Genomic DNA, 17,707 nt, shown 5'->3' on the forward strand with positions numbered 1-17,707 from the left:
CCATCGATCAGCCCCCTCCCCCGCATCAGGAGACTCCAGTGGCGCGATCACCATTCGGCAACTACGGGTACGCGATCCTCACCGCCGGCGCGCTGCGTACCCCGGACAAGGTGGCGCTCACCTACTGCGGCGAGACCAGCCTCACCTACGACGGGCTCAACCGGAAGGTCAACCGGGTGGCGCACGCCCTGCTGGAGGCGGGGATCGGCCCCGGGCAGCGCGTCGCCTCGCTGATGAACGAGACGCTGAACGTCGCCGAGGTGTACCTGGCGCAGATGAAGCTCGGCTCGGTCGTCTGCGCGCTCAACCCGTACTGGCCGGAGGACACCCTCGCCCAGGTCGTCGAGCACTCCGAGTGCACCGCGTTCGTGTACGACGCGAGCGTCGAGAAGCTCGTCGCGGCGGTACGTCCCCGGCTTCCGGGAGTGCGCCTGTGGCTCCGGGTGGGCGGGCCTGCCGAGGACGCCGTCGACCTCGACGCGCTGGCGTCCGCCGCCACCGAGGACGAGCCTCCGCTGGGCGGGTACGGCGACGACCTGATGGCGCTGTTCTACACCTCGGGCACGACCGGTCTGCCCAAGGCGGTCCGGCACACGCACTCCTCGAGCCTGGCCTCGGCGCAGATCTGGCTGGACATCCCCCACGCCGCCGACTCGGTCATGGGCACCGGCGCGATCATCTGGGGCATCGGGTTCCCCGCGCTGGTCGGCCCGGCGTTCTACGCGGGCATGCGGCTCGTGCTCGAGCAGGACTGGGGCCCGGCCAACTTCCTCAAGGTCGTGCCGCGCGAACGCGTGACCCACGTCAGCCTCATCCCCAGCTTCTTCTCCGCCCTGCTCGGGTCGGACGACCACGTCGACGTGGACCTGTCGTCGTTGTCCGCGATCGTGCTCGGCGGCGAGCCGCTGCTCCCGTCCCTCCGCGAGAGGATCATGAAGCGGCTGCCCGGGGCGGGGATCTTCAGCTACTACGGCCAGACCGAGGCGCCGTACACCTGCATCGGACGGCAGGACGACGGCAGCCAGGACATCTCGTCCGTGGGCCGGGCCCGCACCTCGACCGCGGTGCGCGTCACCGGCCCGGACGGCGAGCGGGTCGTGAACCAGGTCGGCGAGATCAACCTGACCGGGCCGAACCTCATGCAGGGGTACGACAGGCTGCCGGACAAGACCGCGCAGGTCCTCCGCGGCGGCTGGTACGTCGGCGGCGACCTGGGGATCATCGACGGCGACGGCTTCCTGACCGTGCTCGGCAGGCGCGAGGACGCGATCCTCAAGGGCGGCGTCTGGTCCCAGCCGAGCGGCCTGGAGGACGCGGCGATCGAGCTCGACGGCGTGGCGGAGGCCGGCGTCGTCGGCGTCCCGGCGCAGGCCGACGGCGAGGACGCCGTCGAACAGCGGATCCTCGTGGCGGTCGTCCCCCGCGCCGGAGCCGCCCTCGACGCCGACGAGGTGAAGGCCCGGCTCGCCGACCGGCTGCCCGCCCACCAGGCGCCCGACCTCGTCGTCGTGGCGGACGAGCTGCCGCACACCCAGGACGCGTCCGGCGGACCGGGCAAGCTGCTGCGCCGCGAGATCCGCGCCCGGTACGCAGGCCTGCTGGCGCGCCTGTGACGGACGGTATGCAGACCGAGGGAGTCGCGTGACGGATGGCATGGAGTCCAAGGAGGTCCCGGTGACGGACGGCGCGGAGTCCGAGGGGGTGACGGTGACGAACGGCGCGGAGTCTGGAGGGGTGACGGGCGGCGTGGAGCCCCCAGGGACCGCAGTGACGAGCGGCGTGGAACCCCCAGGCCCCGCAGTGACGGGCGGCGCGGAGCCCCCGGGCCCCGCGGTGACGGGCGGCGTGGAACGCCCAGGGACCGCGGTGACGGACCGGGCGGATGCCGTCCCGGCGCGTGTGGCGGCCGCCGAGCATGTGGTGAAGGAGTTCGTGTCCGGCTTCGGGATCGCCGTGCCGCGCGGGGCGACGACCCGGTCCGCCGAGGACGTCGCCGTCGCCGCGGGCGGGCTGACACCGCCCCTCGTCGTCAAGGCGTACGGTCCCGGGCTGGTGCACAAGAGCGAGGCGGGTGCCGTACGGCTCGGGCTCGGCTCGCCGGTCGAGGCGGCGCGGGCCGCGGCCGAGATCCGGGCGGCGCTGGTGGGATCCGGTGTCGCGGTCGAGGGCTACCTCGTGGAGGAGCAGGCGCCGCCCGGTGTCGAGGTGATCGTCGGGGCGGTCCGCGACCCGTCGTTCGGGCCCGTGCTCCTGGTCGGCCTCGGCGGGGTCTGGACCGAGGTGCTGCGCGACACCGCGCTGCGCCTGTGCCCCATCACCGAGGACGACGCCCGGCGGATGCTGTCGGAGCTGCGCGGCGCGGCCCTCCTCGACGGCTTCCGCGGGTCGCCCGCGGTCGACCGGGACGCGCTCGTCAAGGTGCTGCTCGCGGTCGGCGGCCCCGGCGGCGTGGTCGAGAGCCTCGGCGAGGGGTTCACCGAGTTCGAGCTGAACCCGGTCATCTGCACGCCGGAAGGGGCGGTCGCGGTGGACGCCCGCCTCCTGGGCCCCGCCGACGTCACCCCGCGTGAACGCGCGGAGGCTCCGGCGCCGCAGGACTTCGACCGGCTGTTCGCGCCGCGCGGCGTGGCGGTCGTGGGCGCCTCCACGAAGCGGCCGAACTTCGGCAACATGTTCCTCGGCTTCTACCGCGCGGCGGGCTACGCCGGTCGTCTCGTCGCCGTGCATCCGACGGCGGACGCGATCGACGGGGTGCCCTGCGTGCCGTCCCTGGAGGGGGCCGACGTGGACTACGCCCTGGTCGCGGTCCCCGCCGAGCGCTGCCCGGACGTCGTGCGCGAGGCCCGCGGCATCCCCTTCGTGCAGGTGATGAGCGGCGGCTTCCGGGAGACCGGCGCCGCCCGCCTGGAGGACGAGCTCCTCGCCGCCGCCCACGACGCGGGCGTGCGCCTGCTGGGTCCCAACTGCATGGGCGTGTACTCCCCGGCGGGCGGCCAGACGTTCATCGGCGGGCGGCCGGGTCGCCCGGGGCGGATCGCGCTGATCTCGCAGAGCGGCGGGCTCGCCGGGGAGGTCATCAAGGTCGGCGAGCACCGCGGCCTGGCCTTCTCCAAGGTCGCGACGGTCGGCAACAGCGCCGACGTCGGCCCCGCCGAGCTGCTGCGCCATTTCGCCGCCGACGACGACACGTCCGTGATCGGCCTGTACCTGGAGGATCCGCGCGACGGCCGGGCGCTGTTCGACGCGCTGCGCGCGGTGTCCAAGCCCGTGGTCGCCCTCGTCGGCGGGCGCTCCGCGCAGGGCCGCCGGGCCGCCGCGTCGCACACCGGCGCGATGGTCGGCGACGCCCGGGTCTGGGAGGCCCTGGGGAAGCAGGCCGGGCTGCCGCTGGTCACCGCCCAGGACGACCTGATCGGCGCCCTCGACCTGCTCGACCTGCACGCCGGGCGGCAGGTGCCCGTCTCCCCCGACGTCCTGGTCATCGGGCCGAGCGGCGGGGCCAGCGTGCTCGCCGCCGACGCGCTCGACCGGGCCGGGCTGCGGCTCGGCCCGCTGCCCGACGTGGACCTCGGCCTGCCCGTCGGCGCCGTCCCCGGCAACCCCCTGGAGATCCCGGTGGGCCCGCGCGGCAAACCGGACCTCGTGGGGCAGGTCGTCACGGCGGTCCAGCGGGAGGCGGACCGGCCGTACCCGGACGTGATCGCGCACGTGAACGTGCAGAGCTTCTTCACCTTCGGCGACAGCGCCGACCCGCTCCTCGCGTACGCGCGCGGCGTCGGGGAGCTGCAGCGCGAGCTGACCGGCACGCGGGTGACGCTCGTGCTGCGGAACGCCGAGTACGCCCCGCCGGGCGTCGAGGACGAGCTGCGGGTGATCGCCCGGGCGGCAGGGGTACCGACCTATCGGAGCGTGGAGGCGGCCGCCACGGCGGTGGCGGTGGCCAAGGTCCGCGACCAGCGGCGGAGGGCGTGAGGTGGCCATGGGCAGGCTCGACGAGAAGGTGGCGCTGATCACCGGTGGCGCCCGGGGCATGGGCAAGGCCCATGTGCGGCGGTTCGTCGCCGAGGGCGCCAGGGTGGTGTTCGGCGACGTCCTGGAGGAGGAGGGCGGCAAGCTCGCCGCCGAGCTCGGGGAGGCGGTGCGCTTCGTGCCGATGGACGTGACCCGGCCGGAGGACTGGCGGAACGCCGTCGACACCGCCGTCACCGTCTTCGGCGGCCTCACCGTGCTGGTGAACAACGCCGGGATCATCAGGCACCGGACGATCGAGGACATGACCCTGGAGGAGTGCACCCGGGTCATCGAGGTCAACCTCATCGGGCAGTGGCTCGGCGTGAAATCGGTCATCGAGCCGATGCGGGCGGCCGGCGGCGGGTCCATCGTCAACGTCTCCTCCACCGAGGGCTTCATCGGCGCGTCCGGGCTCGCGGCGTACTCCGCCAGCAAGTTCGGCGTGCGCGGGCTGACGAAGGCGGCGGCGCGCGAGCTCGGCGCGTACGGCATCCGCGTCAACTCCATCCACCCCGGCGCCATCCTCACCGCGATGTCGATGGACCCGGACGTGGTCGCCGCGACCGCCGACAGCGCCGAGGCGTTCTTCAACGCGCTGCCGCTGAAGCGGATGGGCAAGCCGGACGAGGTGCCGGCGCTGGTGGTGTTCCTCGCCTCCGACGAGTCCGGCTACTGCACCGGCAGCGAGGTCCTCATCGACGGCGGCATGCTCACCGGCGCCGGCTACTGACGGTTCCCCGGCACCCTCTACGGTTCGGAACCGGGAGAAGGGGCACTCATCACTCGTGCGCCCCGTCGAACTCCCAGCGGCGCAGACGCACGGCCCCAGGTTCCCACGGCGCTCGACCGGTCGACGTCATCCACGTGCCGTCACCGTCGCCTCCGACCCAGACGGCGTAGTGGTCGTCCTCACTCGGGGGATACTCGATGGAGGCGACGCGTCTCAACGTCAGGGCGTCGGCGAACACGTGGCGGTTCTCCCAGAGGCCGCCGGCGGCCACGACGAGCTCCGAGGTCACGAAGCAGGCGGAGTCCGCCTCTACATCCTCTTCCTCTTCCTCGTCGTCGGTCGTGAAGGGCGCGCGGTCAGGTTCGATGACGACGCCATCGGCGAAGTCTCCGATCACGGGAGTGCTCCCGGTCTGGCCGATCCATCGGCGACCGTCCGGGGACACCTCCAGCGGGCACCAGTCACCGGTACTGAGCACCGCCTCGCTCGTATCGTCGCAGCGAACCCAGAACCCCTCGTAGGCGTAGGTGTAGAACCCCTCGACGCCGTATCTGTGGGCACCGGCGAACCCGACGAGGTCCCCGCCGGGATGTACCACGATGTCGCCCGGTGGGAGCCCGGTGTAGGCGGACGGGACGACGGCCGTCACCCGCCAGTCGGCGACCGAGACCACGTGGCGTTCCGCACCTGTCGCCCGCGCGCCGGTGTCCGGGCTCGACGGGTCGCCGGCGGAAACGAACGCCCACAGCGCGGAACCATCGGGACGGAAGACCGCCGCCGCGGGCACCAGGTCGCCGTCGCGATCCCGGAAGCTCGGGTGTGCCATCCGCCAGACCACCCGTCCATCGGTATCGACCACCACCGTGCGATCGGTTCCGGCGAAAACCGCCCACCGCCCGTCCGGGCTCACGTCGACCCGGTAGTCCTCCTCCCGCGCTGGGCGCTCCGGCGAGCACCGCGGCAGCTCCTCGGGAACCGGGAACGTCGCCGAGACAGCCAGATCCGTCCCCAGCGCAAAGACCTCCGGGCCGACGCCCGGAACGATCCAGCCGCCGCCGCTCCACCGCCTCGCGGGACCGCGGACCGGCACGGCCGCCTCGGCGACCAGCCGAGCATCGACCACCGCGTCCGGATCATCGTTGTCGATCATGGCGGCGACGATAGCGTCCGCGGCATCCCGGCCGACCGTCTTCGCGCTTCTCCGCCCTGGGGGATGGCCTCTCGGCCGTGACCGGGGATCACCGCTCGTCCTCGTCGAGGCGAAGGACTCGACTTTCGTCGGTATCGACGCGTCGCCACGGCCTTGTACCGTTCGCCCGTGCGCTGGTCGGTCAGGGACATGCTGCTCTGGGGCTTCTTCGCGCTCACCGTGCTGCTGGAGAGGGCCGCGCAGGGCGGGGTGGGCGCGCCGTGGCCCGTGGTGACGGCGGGGCTGGTCGCCCTGGGCGTCATCGTCGCGCTCCGGCGGTCCCACCCACTGGCGGCGCTGTACGGGGCGGCGGCGCTCCCGCTCCTGCAGTGGGCGTACGTCGCAGTGCGCCCGGGGCCGTTCTCCTTGGCCTACGTCGTCGCGCTGCCCGTCATGAGCCACCTGGCGGGCCGACGGCTGCCGCGCGACCGGCCTGTGCTGCTGTCGTTCGTCGCGGTCGCCCTCCTGGAACTCGCCCTGGCCGTCGCGGTCGGGACCGTCGAAGGGTCCGCGACCCGGTGGGTGGTCGCCTGGTTCGACCTGACCCTCGCTCTGGTGTTCCTGATCATGTGCCCCTGGCTGATCGGCCGCTACAGGCGTCTCCAGCAGGAGCTCCTGCGCGCCGGGTGGGAACGCGCGGGACGCCTCGAGCGCGAACAGGGGATCATCGCCGACCGCGAGCGGCTGCGCGAACGCGCCCGCATCGCCCAGGACATGCACGACTCGCTCGGCCACGAGCTCAGCCTGATCGCACTGCGCGCAGGCGCCCTGGAGATGGCACCCGACCTCGCAGAACACCATCGAGCCGCAGCGGGCGAGCTGCGCGCGGGCGTCGCGTCGGCGACCGAACGGCTCCGGGAGATCATCGGCGTGCTCCGCGAGCCGCATGGCGTATCGGAGGGTCCGGCCGTGACGCTGGCTCCCGCCCGGGAGACCATCGCCGACCTGATCGAACAAGCCCGGACGTCGGGCATCCCGGTCGAGCTGCTGGACGGCGGCGGCGACGGCGGGCCGCTGCCGGACATGGCGGGTCACGCCGTCCACCGGGTCGTCCAAGAGTGTCTGACCAACGCCGCCAAGCACGCTCCTGGAGCCGAGGTGACCGTACGCCTGGTGCGGTCTCGGGACGAGACCGTCGTGACCGTGGTGAACGGACCGCCGCCCGACGGCTCGCCGCACGCGCCCGGCAGTGGCCTGGGCCTGGTGGGGCTGCGAGAGCGCGTCCGTCTTGCGGGCGGGTCGCTGCGCGCCCGCCCGCGAGACGGCGGGTTCGAGGTGCTCGCCCGGCTGCCGCACACGGCACCCGCCAGGTCGCCCGGCGACGGCGCAGCCGGCTCCGACTCCGCGTACGGGCTGGCGCGGGCGCGCGGGCAGGTTCGGCGCGGACTGGTCACCGCGTTGATGGTGCCGCTCTCCATCGCCGCGAGCCTGGCGATCGCCTTGGCCGGCTACTACCTCTACACGACCGAGAACTCCGTCCTCGACCCGGCGCGCTTCGACCGGCTGCGGGTCGGCCAGGCCCGCTCGTCGATCGACCTGCCGCCGGTGGAGATGATCGACGCCCCGGTGGGCTCCGGCCCCGCGCCGCCGCCCGGCGCGTCGTGCCGCTACTACCGCTCAGACGACAATCCGCTCGGCGTGGGAGACGTGTACCGGCTGTGCTTCTCGGGCGGCCGGCTCGCCGCCAAGGACGTCATCACCCCCGCCGACCGGATACGAAGGGACTGACCGATGATCCGGGTGCTCCTCGCCGACGACGAGGCCATGATCCGCGCCGGAGTCCGCGCGATCCTCGCCACGGACTCCGGCATCGAGGTGGTCGCGGAGGCGTCCGACGGGCGGGAGGCCGTGGAGCTGGCCCGCTCACAACGGCCGGACGTCGCGCTGCTGGACATCCGGATGCCCCAGCTGGACGGGCTGAGCGCCGTGCCGGAGATCCGGCGGGCGGTCCCGGACACCGCCGTGCTGATGCTGACGACGTTCGGCGAGGACGAGTACATCGCCCGGGCGCTCGGCGACGGGGCGGCCGGTTTCCTGCTCAAGGCGGGCGACCCGCGCGAGCTCATCGCGGGCGTACGGGCGGCCGCCGACGGCGGGGCGTACCTCTCGCCCCCGGTGGCCCGGCGCGTCATCACCGAGCTGAACCGGGGCCGCCTGTCCCGCGGCGCCGAGGCGCGGGCCCGCGTCGACGCGCTGACGGGGCGGGAGCGGGAGGTCCTCGCGCTGGTCGGCACCGGCCTGTCGAACGCGCAGATCGCCCGCCGTCTCCACCTCGTCGAGGGCACCGTCAAGGCGTACGTGAGCGCCGTCTTCACCCGGCTCGGCGTCCGCAACCGCGTCCAGGCCGCGATCCTCGCCTACGAGGCGGGCCTCGTAGGCGAGGACGGTCCGTGAGACGACGGGAGGCGCTGAGGCCTCCCGCCGATCGTCACCGAACGAAGACGACGTCCGGGTGACGCGGCGACGGGCCGTCGAGCAGGCGCTGCGGCCGGTGGCGCAGGTGCTCGTCGAAGAACGCTCCGAGGTATGCGCGCTCGGACGCGACGATCCGTGCGGAGTCGACCGTGCCGATCCAGCCGGTGATGAGGTCCTTCGACGCGTCGAAGCGCCGCGCGATCCGCAGCAGGGTCGCCTCGTCTTCGGTGAAGGTGTAATGCCTGGCCTGGGGGACGTTCAGGTCCAGCTTCCAGCCGGTACAGCGGCGAGCAGCCCGGCCACGCGCCGGCGCAACGTTCTCTCCCATTGGTGATCCTCCCGAGAGGCATGGGCCTCTCCCGTCGTGTCAGGTCGGCACGACCTTAGGGATCACCGGGGATCCGCCACAGCGCACGAACGGCGGTGGTCACCCCTGACCTTCGTCAGGCGCGGGTCTCAGCGCTCGGCGGCGTTGCGGAGGGCCAGGGTCGTCCGCGCCAGTTCGTCGGCGGAGGGAACGGAGCTCGCCACCACGCCCACCGTGGAGCCGTCCGCCCACGCGCACCCGGCTCCGCCGCGCGATCCGGGGGCACAGCGCAGGGCGCCGCCGAGCGGTCCCGTCGGGTAGTCCTTCGGGCCGGACAACGGCATGGCCGCGAGGGCGGAGTCGACCTCGGCCGAGGGCGGATTCGAGCGCAGCTCCTGGGCGATGGTCGGGTGGTCGCCGGCCGCCAGGCCGATGAAGGCGATCCGCTGGTGGGCGTCCCCGTGTCGCTGGAACACCGCGATCTTCATCTTGGCGGCGAACACCGGGTTCTGCTGGGCCTGGGCCTTGCGGATGTCCTGGATGACGCGCTGGGCGTCCGCGCTGGTCAGCCTGGTGTAGTCGGCGAAGGAGTCCGGGACCCGGATCGTGCGCTGCGCCGTCGGCGAGGCGGTGGACGTCGTCCCGTACGCCTCCATCCGCGCGCCCGGCGACGACCCGCACGCGGTGACGCCCGCGATCAGGGCGAGCACGCCGACGAGCAGCAAGCCGAGATTCCCCCTCGACCGCCCCCCGCCTCGGAACGCCGCCATACCCGCCAAGCTACGCGGCCCCATGGCCGGCGATTATCCGCAAAGGGAACAGATCACTTAAACGTGCCCCCAAGGGTTCCATGATCGCCGAGGGTTGCCTGGGCTATGGCCCCGGCAACCCTCGGCAGAAGACCCAGAGTTCGACGACTTCACGTCCTAAACGCATCGATCTCGGTGGCCGTCAGCGAGATGCCGGGAGCGGCGATGACGACATGCACGGTCTTGTTGTCGTCCATGCGTCGGGGTTTCCGTCGTCGACGGCTGACGCTCGAACGGCCGAGCTGAGCATTGGCGTCCGCTGCTTCCTATGGGCGGCGGACGCCGGTGATCAGCGGGGTTAGGACGCCAGGTCTCCCACGCTGGTCGGGAGTTCCGTCGGGCGGCGTTCCGGCCAGCGTTCGGCGGCTTCGAGCTGGGCGGCGAGGGACAGGAGGGTGGCCTCGTCGTTGCCCCGCCCCAGGAACTGCGCGCCGATCGGCAGGCCGGTGGTGCTGAGTCCGGCGGGCACGCCGATGGCCGGCCAGCCGAGGACGTTCCAGGCCCAGCAGAACGGGCACGCAGCCGTCGCGAGCTTGCCGGTCGCCCACCAGCCGCGGCCGCTGAGCGCGCCGATCCGCAGCGGGAGCTGGGCGGTGGCCGGGGTGAGGACGACGTCGGCGCGCTGGAAGATCTTCCCGATCCGGCGGCGCATCCCGGGTTCCGCGCGGCGGGTGGTGGGTACGAGCCGCCGTCCGATGTGCCGGCCGAGGAACGCCTCGGTGCGGGTGGCGGGCTCGGGGTCGGCGTCGGGGATGGTGTCGAGCCAGTCCGCGACCCCGGCCATCCCGCGCGGCAGGAAGGCCAGGCCGATCAGCCCGTAGTCCGGGTCGGCCGGGAACACGTCGTGCCCCAGGTCGGCGAGGACACCCGCGAGGCGCAGCACCGCCGCCCGGATCTCCGGGTCGACCGCGGACGGCACGCCGAACGGCGAACGGAACGACAGGGCGATCCGCAGTCGTCCGGGCTCCCGCACGGCGGCCTCGCGGTAGGGCTCGGCGGGCGCGGGCGGGCGGTGGATGTCGTCGGCGTGGTTGCCGGTCAGCACGTCGAGGAGCAGCGCCGCGTCCTCGACCGTACGGGTGAGGGGGCCGGCGACCGCGATGCCGTAGAACGGGTCGACGTGCGGCCAGACGGACACGCGGCCGCGCTGGGGCTTGAGGCCGACGAGCCCGGTCCAGGCGGCGGGGATGCGCAGGGAGCCCGCGCCGTCGGAGCCGACCGCTCCGGAGACCATGCCGGCCGCGACCGCCGCCGCCGAGCCGGCGCTCGACCCGCCGGGCGTGCGCTCGGAGTCCCAGGGGCTGCGCACGATCCCGAAGCCGACGGTCTCCCCGGTCGGCCACTGCCCGAGCTCGCTGGTGTTGGTCTTGCCCACGATGACCGCGCCGGCCGCACCGAGCCTGCGGACCACCTCGCTGTCGGCGGTCTTCGGCTGATGACTGCCGCGACAGCCGAAGGGGGTGATGTGCCCGGCCAGGTCGGTGTCGTCCTTGATCGCGACCGGGACCCCGAGCAGCGCGGGGCGCTCCTCCCCGCGCCATCGGTCGGCCCGGTCCGCGTCCTCCAGCGCCTGGTCGGCGCAGACGACGCGGAAGGCGCCGAGGGTGTCGCGCTCGATCCGCCCGAGGGAGTACTCCACGAGCTCGCGAGAGGAGACCTCACCCGCGGCGAGGCGCGCGGCGTCTTTGGCGAGTCCTTCGATCACAGGAACCCCCCGAGGTTCGCTATCGTTCGTTCGAACGAACGATAAACCCGAAGGGGCTTCGGTGAGAAGGGCCCGGATACGCCAGACTTGTCCTGCGATGGAAGACACACGAGAACGCATCCTGCTCGCCACCCTCCGCCTGATCGGCGAGCAGGGTGTCGGCGCGGTCACCAATCGGCGGGTCGCGACGGCCGCGGGCGTCGCGCTGGGGTCGCTGACGTACCACTTCCCCAGCCAGGCCGAACTCCTGCGGGAGACCCTCAGCCGCTACGTCGACGAGGAGATCCACCGGATCAGCGAGATCGCCGCGCGGCTCCAGGGCATCACGCCCGACGAGGCCGTAGTCGAGACCGAGCGTGCCATCGCCGAGCTGCCAAGCGATCCCGAGGAGGTCGCCACCCTCGAGCTGCACCTGCACGCCTCGCGCGACCCGCTGGTACGGGAGGCCGCGGTCCGCTCGATGGAGGCGTACGACCGGCTGGCGACCGCGATCCTGACCGCCCTGGGCATCCCCGAGCCGGAGGCCAAGGCACCCACCGTCGTCGCGCTGCTCTACGGCCTCGCGGTGCGCCGCCTCGCCACCGGCGATCCCTCGGGCACCGCGGAGGCCCTCCGCCTCCTGCTGTACGGCGCGGCCACACCCCACTCGGACTGACGGGAGGCGGGCGGCCCCGATCGGACCTGCCGGAGGTGCGCCGCTCCCGCTCGGAGCAGCCAAAGGTGGGCCGCCCGCCGCCGGGGCCTCCTCTCCCGGCGAGCCCAACGACGGCGGGCGCGTGCGCGATGCACCGGATCCGTCCCCTCTCACGGGTCCGGGCGAACCGGCACGTACGACCGCGGCCCGGAGCGGAAAGGTGACGCCCCGTTGCGGTCGTGGAACGTACGTTAGACGAGCCAGGGTTGCAAACAGGTTGCAATCGCTCGATGACCAACGGCGATGATCGCAGGTAGCCAGTTTGGCCGAACCGCTTGCGGCCGGGGTCTCCAGCCCCAATGCTCGGGGCAGACACGCCCCTGGAGAAGCGCCATGCGAAGCAGCCACGTGTGCGACAACCCCGCGAACTGTGATCGCCGGACCGCCGTGCTGTGCGAGGCGGCGGTCATGGCATCGGTCCTCACCGGCCGCCCGCCGATCCGCGAGTCGTGGCGCCGTTCGCTGGCGGCGGGCGTCGACCCGGACATGAGCGCAGCGCCTCAGGCGATCGACGCGGCCAGGGTGGCGGACGTCCGGTCCGCCCACCCGCTGGACCGGCACCTGCCGCAGCTCCGCGACACGCTGCGCGGCGTGGCCGACGCCACGACCCACCTCATGGTGATCACCGATGGCGACGCACGGGTGCTGTGGAGCGAGGGCCCGAGCGACGTACGGCGGTGCGCGGACTCCGTCGGGCTGATCGAGGGGTTCCGCTGGTCGGAGGAGGTCATCGGGACGAACGGCATCGGCACGGCGCTGAGCACGGGCGCCCCGGCCTACGTCCGGGCCACCGAGCACCTGGTCCGCGTGCTCCAACCGTGGTCGTGCGCCGGCGCGCCCATCGTCGACCCGGACACCGGCCAGGTGATCGCCTGCGTGGACATCAGCGCGACGGTCGACGCCCTGCACCCGGCCGTCGTCGCGCTGGTGGAGGCCGCCGCCCGCCTGACCGAGGCCTGCCTGGCCTTGGAGATGAACCACCGCGACGAGTGCCTGCGCGCCCGGTACATGCGCCACGTGCGCGGGGACACGCGGGCGCTGGTGACGACGACGGGACGCATCCTGGCGGCCGACCCCGACAGCTGGCGCGGCGGGCGGGTCGTCGTCCCGGAGGCCGGCGCCCGGGTGGCGCTGCCCGACGGCCGGACCGCGGTGGCGGAGACGCTGGGCCAGGCCTACCTCCTGCGCGCCACCGGCTCAGAGGACCGGTGCTCGCTCACCCTCCGGCTCCTCGGCGACGAACAGCCCTGCGCTTTACTCGACGGCCGACGCATCCCGCTGTCCCTGCGGCACGCGGAACTGCTCGCGCTGCTCGCGCTGCATCCGAGCGGGCTGACGGGCGAGCAGTCGTCGCTGTACATCTACGGCGACGAGGGCAATCCGGTGACCGTCCGGGCGGAGATCCACCGGCTCCGCGGGCAGCTCGGGAACATCGTCCGGGCCAAGCCCTATCGCCTCGACTGCGACGTCGAGGCCGACTTCCTGACCGTACGGCGGCTGCTCGCGGCCGGTGACGTCGCGGCGGCGGTACGCCTGTATCCGGGGCCGCTACTCCGCCGCTCGGAGTCACCGGCCATCCAGGCCGAGCGGGACGAGCTGGCCGCCCAACTGCGCCGGCAGCTCCTGCACCGCGGCGACGCCGAGGCACTGTGGTGCTACGCGCAGGTGGCGGACGACGACCTGGAGATCCTCGCCACGCTGGCGGGCGTGCTTCCGCCCGGGGATCCGCGCCGGGTCTCCGCGCAGCTCCGGCGAGACCGTGCCCTGCGCGACGACTGAACGTCATCCGGCAGGACACAGCCCGTACGGCGGACGATCCGAGTCCGCGGCGACGCACAACGGTCCCGCGGAACACACCGCGCACGGTGGCCCGCCAGCACCCACGGCCGAAACGGTCACCGTACGGCGGACGGGCCGTCGGCGCCGCGCACCGCAGGCGGGCTGTCGGTGCTCGCGCCCGACCCCGGTCGGCGCCGCGTACGGCGGACGGACCGGTCGACGTCCGCGATGGGCTCCGTTCACGTGCGGGTGAGGGCTCACGTGCGGGTGAGGCGGCGGACGGCCGCGAGTCCGCCGTTCTCGTCGCCGGGCCAGTGGCGGGCGACCGCCTCCGGTCCGGCCCGGCGGATCACCGAGCGCAGAACGAAGGCGACGAGGATCGCGTCGTCGGCGTAGCCGAGGACCGGGATGAAGTCGGGGACGAGGTCGATCGGCATCGCCAGGTAGGCGAGCAGCAGCCACAGCCGGATGCGCACGCCGCGAGGCAGCGCGGGGTCGCGCGCGAGCCGGGTGACGAGCCGCAGAAGGTCGGGCAGCAGCCGTACGGCCTCACCGAGCGTGGCGCCCTTCGGCCTCGCCAGTGCCAGGAAGACGACGAGGAAAAGCCAGAGCAGGAGCAGACCGGCCGCCGCCGCGAGGAGGCCGGTGAGGATCTCCGTCAGGAGGCCGGCTCGGACGGGCTCGGCGCGTCCTCCACCATGTCGTCGAACTCGCCGTCCTTGACGCCCAGGATGAACGCCTCCCACTCGGCGGGCGTGTAGTACAGCGCGTCGCCGTCAGGCTTGGCGGCGTCCCGCATGACGACCATGCGGTCGGCGTGCTTGTGCTTGATCGGCACGTCTGCGCCGTCGACGAACAGGATCTCGACGGAGCCGGATTCCTCGCTCATGCCGTCCTTCTTCTGCTCGGGGGAACGCTCGTGCCGCCGCCGGGGGGCGACGCGCACCAGGCTATCGGGCGCGCAGGTCGGCGCGGGTCCGAATACCGGTGACACTGCGGCCCGCAAATGCCCGGGGATGCGTCTGCGTCCCGTCTTTCACCGGGCGGCGCGGAGATGAGATGCTCATCCCAACAGTTACTCACCAGTAGCAAACAGGGGAGACGGCATGATCGAGCTACGACGGGACGGGGACGTACGGATCCTTCGCTTCGACGAGGGAGAGAACCGCTTCAGCCCCGGCTTCCTCGACGAGCTCGAGAAGATCCTCGACGAGCTCGAGGCCACGGAGGGGCCGAGGGCCCTGGTGACGATCGGCACCGGCAAGTTCTTCTCGAACGGCCTCGACCTCGACTGGCTGGGACGCAACCCCGACGAGTGGGGGCCCTACCTGGACCGGGTCCACGCCCTCTTCGCACGGTTCCTCACCCTGCCGATGCTTACGGTCGCGGCGCTGAACGGCCACACGTTCGCGGCCGGAGCCATGCTCGCGCTGGCGCACGACCACCGCGTCATGCGGACCGACCGAGGGTTCTTCTGCCTGCCCGAGGTCGACCTCGGACTGTCCTTCACCCCGGGCATGGCCGCCCTGGTCCAGGGCCGGCTGCCGAAGGCCACCGCGCACGAGGCCATGGTCACCGGTCGGCGGTACACCGCCGAGGAGGCGCAGACGGCGGGCATCGTCGACCGGACCGCATCGGAGGCCGAGGTCCTGGCCACGGCGGTCGGCCTCGCCGCCCCGCTGGCCGGCAAGGACGGCGGCACCGTCGCCAAGATCCGGACGGTGATGTACGAGACGGTTCTGGCCGCCCTCGGGACGAACTGACGCGGGCGACAAGATCTCTCGGGGCCTTTACATAGGATTTCCTATTGGTATAGTCGGAAATACGACCAGCGCTCCTGCGGCAGCCATCGCGGGCTGGTCTTGGGGACCGTCTCGGCGACTTCGCGCGTCCGGTCGGGTGAGATGGTCGGTGGGGTGGCCTCGAGTGGCAGCGAGGCCGCCCCGCCCTCCCTGTTCCGATCGCCGGCAGTCCACTCCGCCTGCGCCGATCAGTCCTCCCTCGGGTCCCGTTCAAGCAGGAAGCGGGTCAATTCGGCGGTGTTGCCGATGCCGAACTTGGCGCGCACCCGGCGCAGGTGCGTCTCGAACGTCCAGACGCTGATGCCCATCCGCCGGGCGGCCTGGGCGTGGGTGAATCCCTCCGCGACCCAGCGCAGCGCCTCTTCTTCGCGCGCCGTCAGCCGCGGTCGCGCGTCGTGGGGGTCCTCCGCCAGCAGGTCGGCCAGATGCGGCGAGAGATAAAAGCCCCCGTCGTGCACCGTCCGCAACGCCTCCACCAGGACGCCCTCAGGTGCGTCCTTCGTCAGGTAGCCGGACGCTCCCGCCCGCAGCGCCGCCAGCACGTCGAAGCGACGGGAGGACGCCGACAGGACCAGCACGCGGCACCGTCCCGACAGATCGCGGATCGCCTCCAGCGCCGGCAGGCCCTCCCGGAGATAGAGGTCGAGCAGAACCACGTCCGGGGCGGGCGACCCGGCCAGTTCCTCGGTCTCCGCCACCGCGGCGACGACCTGGAGGAGGTCGCGGGAGGCGAAGACGTGCTCGATCCCCCAGCGGGCGATCGGATGATCGTCGACGATTGCGACGCGGATCATGTCGGTATCCACAATTCGACCCGGGTCCCCTCGCCCGGAGCGGACTCGACGAGAAAGCCGCCGTGCACCGTCCCGAGGCGCGTCTTGACGGAGTCGGTCAGGCCCGTGCCCCACGGCACCGCGTCCGGGTCGAAGCCGCAGCCCGTGTCGACGACGGTGACCAGGACGCGAGCGGGTTCGACCACCGCCCGCATCACCGCGTACGCCGCGCCCGAGTGCTTGGCGACATTGTTGAGGGCCTCGCGGGCGGCTTCGGCGAGCGCGTGCACGCACGGCTCGGCGATGGCGACCGCCGGACCGCGCGCGGAGAACTCCACTCGCAGCCCCAGCCGCTCGAACTCCTCCGCCACGGACCACAGGCGGTCGGACAGGGAACCGTCCTCACGCCGGCCACCCTCCTCGATCAACCGGCGGAGCCAGCGCGCCTCCACGGCGACGTGCGAGCGCAGCCGCGAATCGGGCAGGACACCGTCCCGCGCGAGGGTCTCCATGGTCTGCAACACCCGGTCGTGCAACGAGGCCATGTTCTCGAGCCGTTCGCGCTCGGCCGCCAGCGCCGTCTCGGTGGCGGCCAGTCGAAGCGCCGCCACCTCCTGTTCGTGCCTCGCCTGCTCCCGGGCCTGGGTGAGCTGTTCCGCCTTGCGTACGGCCTCCTCCTGCATGACGTCCAGGCGTGCGCCGACCGCCCCCACTTCGGTGCCGAGCCATCGCGCGACCCAGGCGAAGGGCACGTAGGTCAGCATGTCGATGGAGATGTTGACCGCGTAGGCCGGGTCCATCTCGTGGAACCACGCCATGCCGGTGCCATAGGCGAACGCCAGCGTGGTACTCGCGATCATGGTGCCGCGTACGGTCGCGCACATCGCGGCCAGGACGGCGCCGCTCGACACGAGCGTGAAGGGGTACATCGCGTTTCCCCAGAAGTGCGAGGCGTTCGGAGGCGCCGACCAGGCTCCGAACACCAACGCGGCGACGCCGAACGCGGCGTCCGCGACGGCGACCATCGGCTTCGGCCGCCCGGGGCGGGTCAGCAGGACCCAGGAGAGCCACCCGCTCTCCGCGACGGCCGCCGCGATGAACAGCCCCTGGACGGAATGAAACCCCCGGTCCTCGACGAGTACCGCGAGGCAGAACTGCGCCAGCAGTGCCGCCCGGATCACCACGCAGGCGTGGGCCACCAGCCGATCGGCCTGCTGCACGCCGACGGGATCCGGGACCATGCGGCACTCCTCATGCATTCGCGAGACGCCTTCAAGATCGTGACAGCTCCGCCGCCGACGCCGTACCGCATCGGCCCACCGTGACGCACGGCGCGCCGGCCGTCATGTCCCAAGTTCTTGGGACATGACGCGGCGGGCCGTCGGCCGGAATTCTCGAAGCCGGTCGCCGACGGGCTCACGGCCACCTTGGGATCGAATGGCGCCCATACTCAGCCAGGACCACGCCTTGGTCGCCGGCTCACCATGGCGCAC

General features: G+C 72.7%; 16 protein-coding genes. 8 read left to right on the forward strand and 8 right to left on the reverse strand.

All coding sequences use genetic code 11. The annotated features are described in order from the left end of the window. Positions 1 to 38 precede the first annotated feature (38 nt). From ABEA24_RS16865 to ABEA24_RS16875, 3 genes are read left to right on the forward strand one after another with little or no spacing between them, the layout of a single operon-like run. Positions 39 to 1,613, forward strand: coding sequence for a class I adenylate-forming enzyme family protein (locus ABEA24_RS16865; RefSeq protein ID WP_345431786.1), 1,575 nt, complete (start codon positions 39 to 41; stop codon positions 1,611 to 1,613). Between the two features lie 28 nt (positions 1,614 to 1,641). After that, positions 1,642 to 3,972, forward strand: coding sequence for an acetate--CoA ligase family protein (locus tag ABEA24_RS16870; protein WP_345431787.1), 2,331 nt, complete (start codon positions 1,642 to 1,644; stop codon positions 3,970 to 3,972). Positions 3,973 to 3,979: 7 nt separating this feature from the next. Further along, positions 3,980 to 4,741 carry a glucose 1-dehydrogenase gene (locus ABEA24_RS16875; RefSeq protein WP_345431788.1) on the forward strand — a complete coding sequence of 254 codons (762 nt, stop codon included), beginning with the start codon at positions 3,980 to 3,982 and terminating at the stop codon, positions 4,739 to 4,741. Positions 4,742 to 4,790: 49 nt separating this feature from the next. Here ABEA24_RS16875 and ABEA24_RS16880 read toward each other — a convergent pair whose 3' ends face one another. Further along, positions 4,791 to 5,891, reverse strand: coding sequence for a hypothetical protein (locus ABEA24_RS16880; protein ID WP_345431789.1), 1,101 nt, complete (start codon positions 5,889 to 5,891; stop codon positions 4,791 to 4,793). Positions 5,892 to 6,059: 168 nt separating this feature from the next. Between ABEA24_RS16880 and ABEA24_RS16885 the strand changes: the two genes are divergently transcribed. Beyond that, positions 6,060 to 7,658 (forward strand): sensor histidine kinase, encoded by a 1,599-nt coding sequence (locus ABEA24_RS16885; protein ID WP_345431790.1) that lies wholly within the window; start codon positions 6,060 to 6,062, stop codon positions 7,656 to 7,658. A gap of 3 nt (positions 7,659 to 7,661) precedes the next feature. After that, positions 7,662 to 8,324, forward strand: coding sequence for a response regulator (locus tag ABEA24_RS16890; protein ID WP_345431791.1), 663 nt, complete (start codon positions 7,662 to 7,664; stop codon positions 8,322 to 8,324). Between the two features lie 34 nt (positions 8,325 to 8,358). Here ABEA24_RS16890 and ABEA24_RS16895 read toward each other — a convergent pair whose 3' ends face one another. From ABEA24_RS16895 to ABEA24_RS16905, 3 genes are all read right to left on the reverse strand, one after another. Next, positions 8,359 to 8,673, reverse strand: coding sequence for a hypothetical protein (locus tag ABEA24_RS16895; RefSeq protein WP_345431792.1), 315 nt, complete (start codon positions 8,671 to 8,673; stop codon positions 8,359 to 8,361). A 128-nt stretch (positions 8,674 to 8,801) separates the two neighbouring features. Further along, positions 8,802 to 9,422, reverse strand: a complete 621-nt coding sequence (locus ABEA24_RS16900) for a hypothetical protein (protein ID WP_345431793.1) — start codon at positions 9,420 to 9,422, stop codon at positions 8,802 to 8,804. 337 nt (positions 9,423 to 9,759) lie between these two features. After that, complete coding sequence (locus ABEA24_RS16905; protein WP_345431794.1) at positions 9,760 to 11,166, reverse strand: amidase; 1,407 nt, start codon at positions 11,164 to 11,166, stop codon at positions 9,760 to 9,762. A 97-nt stretch (positions 11,167 to 11,263) separates the two neighbouring features. Here ABEA24_RS16905 and ABEA24_RS16910 point away from each other — a divergent pair, with 97 nt between their 5' ends. Continuing rightward, positions 11,264 to 11,821, forward strand: a complete 558-nt coding sequence (locus ABEA24_RS16910; protein WP_345431795.1) for a TetR/AcrR family transcriptional regulator — start codon at positions 11,264 to 11,266, stop codon at positions 11,819 to 11,821. Between the two features lie 372 nt (positions 11,822 to 12,193). Next, positions 12,194 to 13,639: a GAF domain-containing protein gene (locus ABEA24_RS16915; RefSeq protein ID WP_345431796.1), complete on the forward strand. Its 1,446-nt coding sequence runs from the start codon at positions 12,194 to 12,196 to the stop codon at positions 13,637 to 13,639. 257 nt (positions 13,640 to 13,896) lie between these two features. Here the strand turns inward: ABEA24_RS16915 and ABEA24_RS16920 are convergent, their stop codons facing one another. Continuing rightward, positions 13,897 to 14,385, reverse strand: coding sequence for a YkvA family protein (locus ABEA24_RS16920; protein WP_345431797.1), 489 nt, complete (start codon positions 14,383 to 14,385; stop codon positions 13,897 to 13,899). Beyond that, positions 14,298 to 14,585: a DUF397 domain-containing protein gene (locus ABEA24_RS16925; RefSeq protein ID WP_345431798.1), complete on the reverse strand. Its 288-nt coding sequence runs from the start codon at positions 14,583 to 14,585 to the stop codon at positions 14,298 to 14,300. The genes ABEA24_RS16920 and ABEA24_RS16925 overlap by 88 nt, the downstream gene beginning before the upstream one ends. A 160-nt stretch (positions 14,586 to 14,745) precedes the next feature. On the opposite strand from ABEA24_RS16925, the gene ABEA24_RS16930 reads away from it, so the two are divergent. After that, positions 14,746 to 15,402 (forward strand): enoyl-CoA hydratase/isomerase family protein, encoded by a 657-nt coding sequence (locus ABEA24_RS16930; RefSeq protein ID WP_345431799.1) that lies wholly within the window; start codon positions 14,746 to 14,748, stop codon positions 15,400 to 15,402. A gap of 227 nt (positions 15,403 to 15,629) precedes the next feature. Here the strand turns inward: ABEA24_RS16930 and ABEA24_RS16935 are convergent, their stop codons facing one another. Beyond that, positions 15,630 to 16,235 carry a response regulator gene (locus ABEA24_RS16935; RefSeq protein ID WP_345431801.1) on the reverse strand — a complete coding sequence of 202 codons (606 nt, stop codon included), beginning with the start codon at positions 16,233 to 16,235 and terminating at the stop codon, positions 15,630 to 15,632. Further along, positions 16,232 to 17,455: a sensor histidine kinase gene (locus ABEA24_RS16940; RefSeq protein ID WP_345431802.1), complete on the reverse strand. Its 1,224-nt coding sequence runs from the start codon at positions 17,453 to 17,455 to the stop codon at positions 16,232 to 16,234. The genes ABEA24_RS16935 and ABEA24_RS16940 overlap by 4 nt, the downstream gene beginning before the upstream one ends. Positions 17,456 to 17,707 lie beyond the last annotated feature (252 nt).

It is taken from the genome of Actinoallomurus vinaceus, assembly GCF_039542055.1.
Taxonomy (GTDB): Bacteria; Actinomycetota; Actinomycetes; order Streptosporangiales; family Streptosporangiaceae; genus Actinoallomurus; species Actinoallomurus vinaceus.

Coding starts and splice junctions, on each gene's coding strand:
- ABEA24_RS16930 (WP_345431799.1), top strand. CDS start 14,746: ATGATCGAGCTACGACGGGACGGGGACGTACGGATCCTTCGCTTCGAC.
- ABEA24_RS16875 (WP_345431788.1), top strand. CDS start 3,980: ATGGGCAGGCTCGACGAGAAGGTGGCGCTGATCACCGGTGGCGCCCGG.
- ABEA24_RS16940 (WP_345431802.1), bottom strand. CDS start 17,455: ATGGTCCCGGATCCCGTCGGCGTGCAGCAGGCCGATCGGCTGGTGGCC.
- ABEA24_RS16915 (WP_345431796.1), top strand. CDS start 12,194: ATGCGAAGCAGCCACGTGTGCGACAACCCCGCGAACTGTGATCGCCGG.
- ABEA24_RS16880 (WP_345431789.1), bottom strand. CDS start 5,891: ATGATCGACAACGATGATCCGGACGCGGTGGTCGATGCTCGGCTGGTC.
- ABEA24_RS16895 (WP_345431792.1), bottom strand. CDS start 8,673: ATGGGAGAGAACGTTGCGCCGGCGCGTGGCCGGGCTGCTCGCCGCTGT.
- ABEA24_RS16890 (WP_345431791.1), top strand. CDS start 7,662: ATGATCCGGGTGCTCCTCGCCGACGACGAGGCCATGATCCGCGCCGGA.
- ABEA24_RS16910 (WP_345431795.1), top strand. CDS start 11,264: ATGGAAGACACACGAGAACGCATCCTGCTCGCCACCCTCCGCCTGATC.
- ABEA24_RS16935 (WP_345431801.1), bottom strand. CDS start 16,235: ATGATCCGCGTCGCAATCGTCGACGATCATCCGATCGCCCGCTGGGGG.
- ABEA24_RS16900 (WP_345431793.1), bottom strand. CDS start 9,422: ATGGCGGCGTTCCGAGGCGGGGGGCGGTCGAGGGGGAATCTCGGCTTG.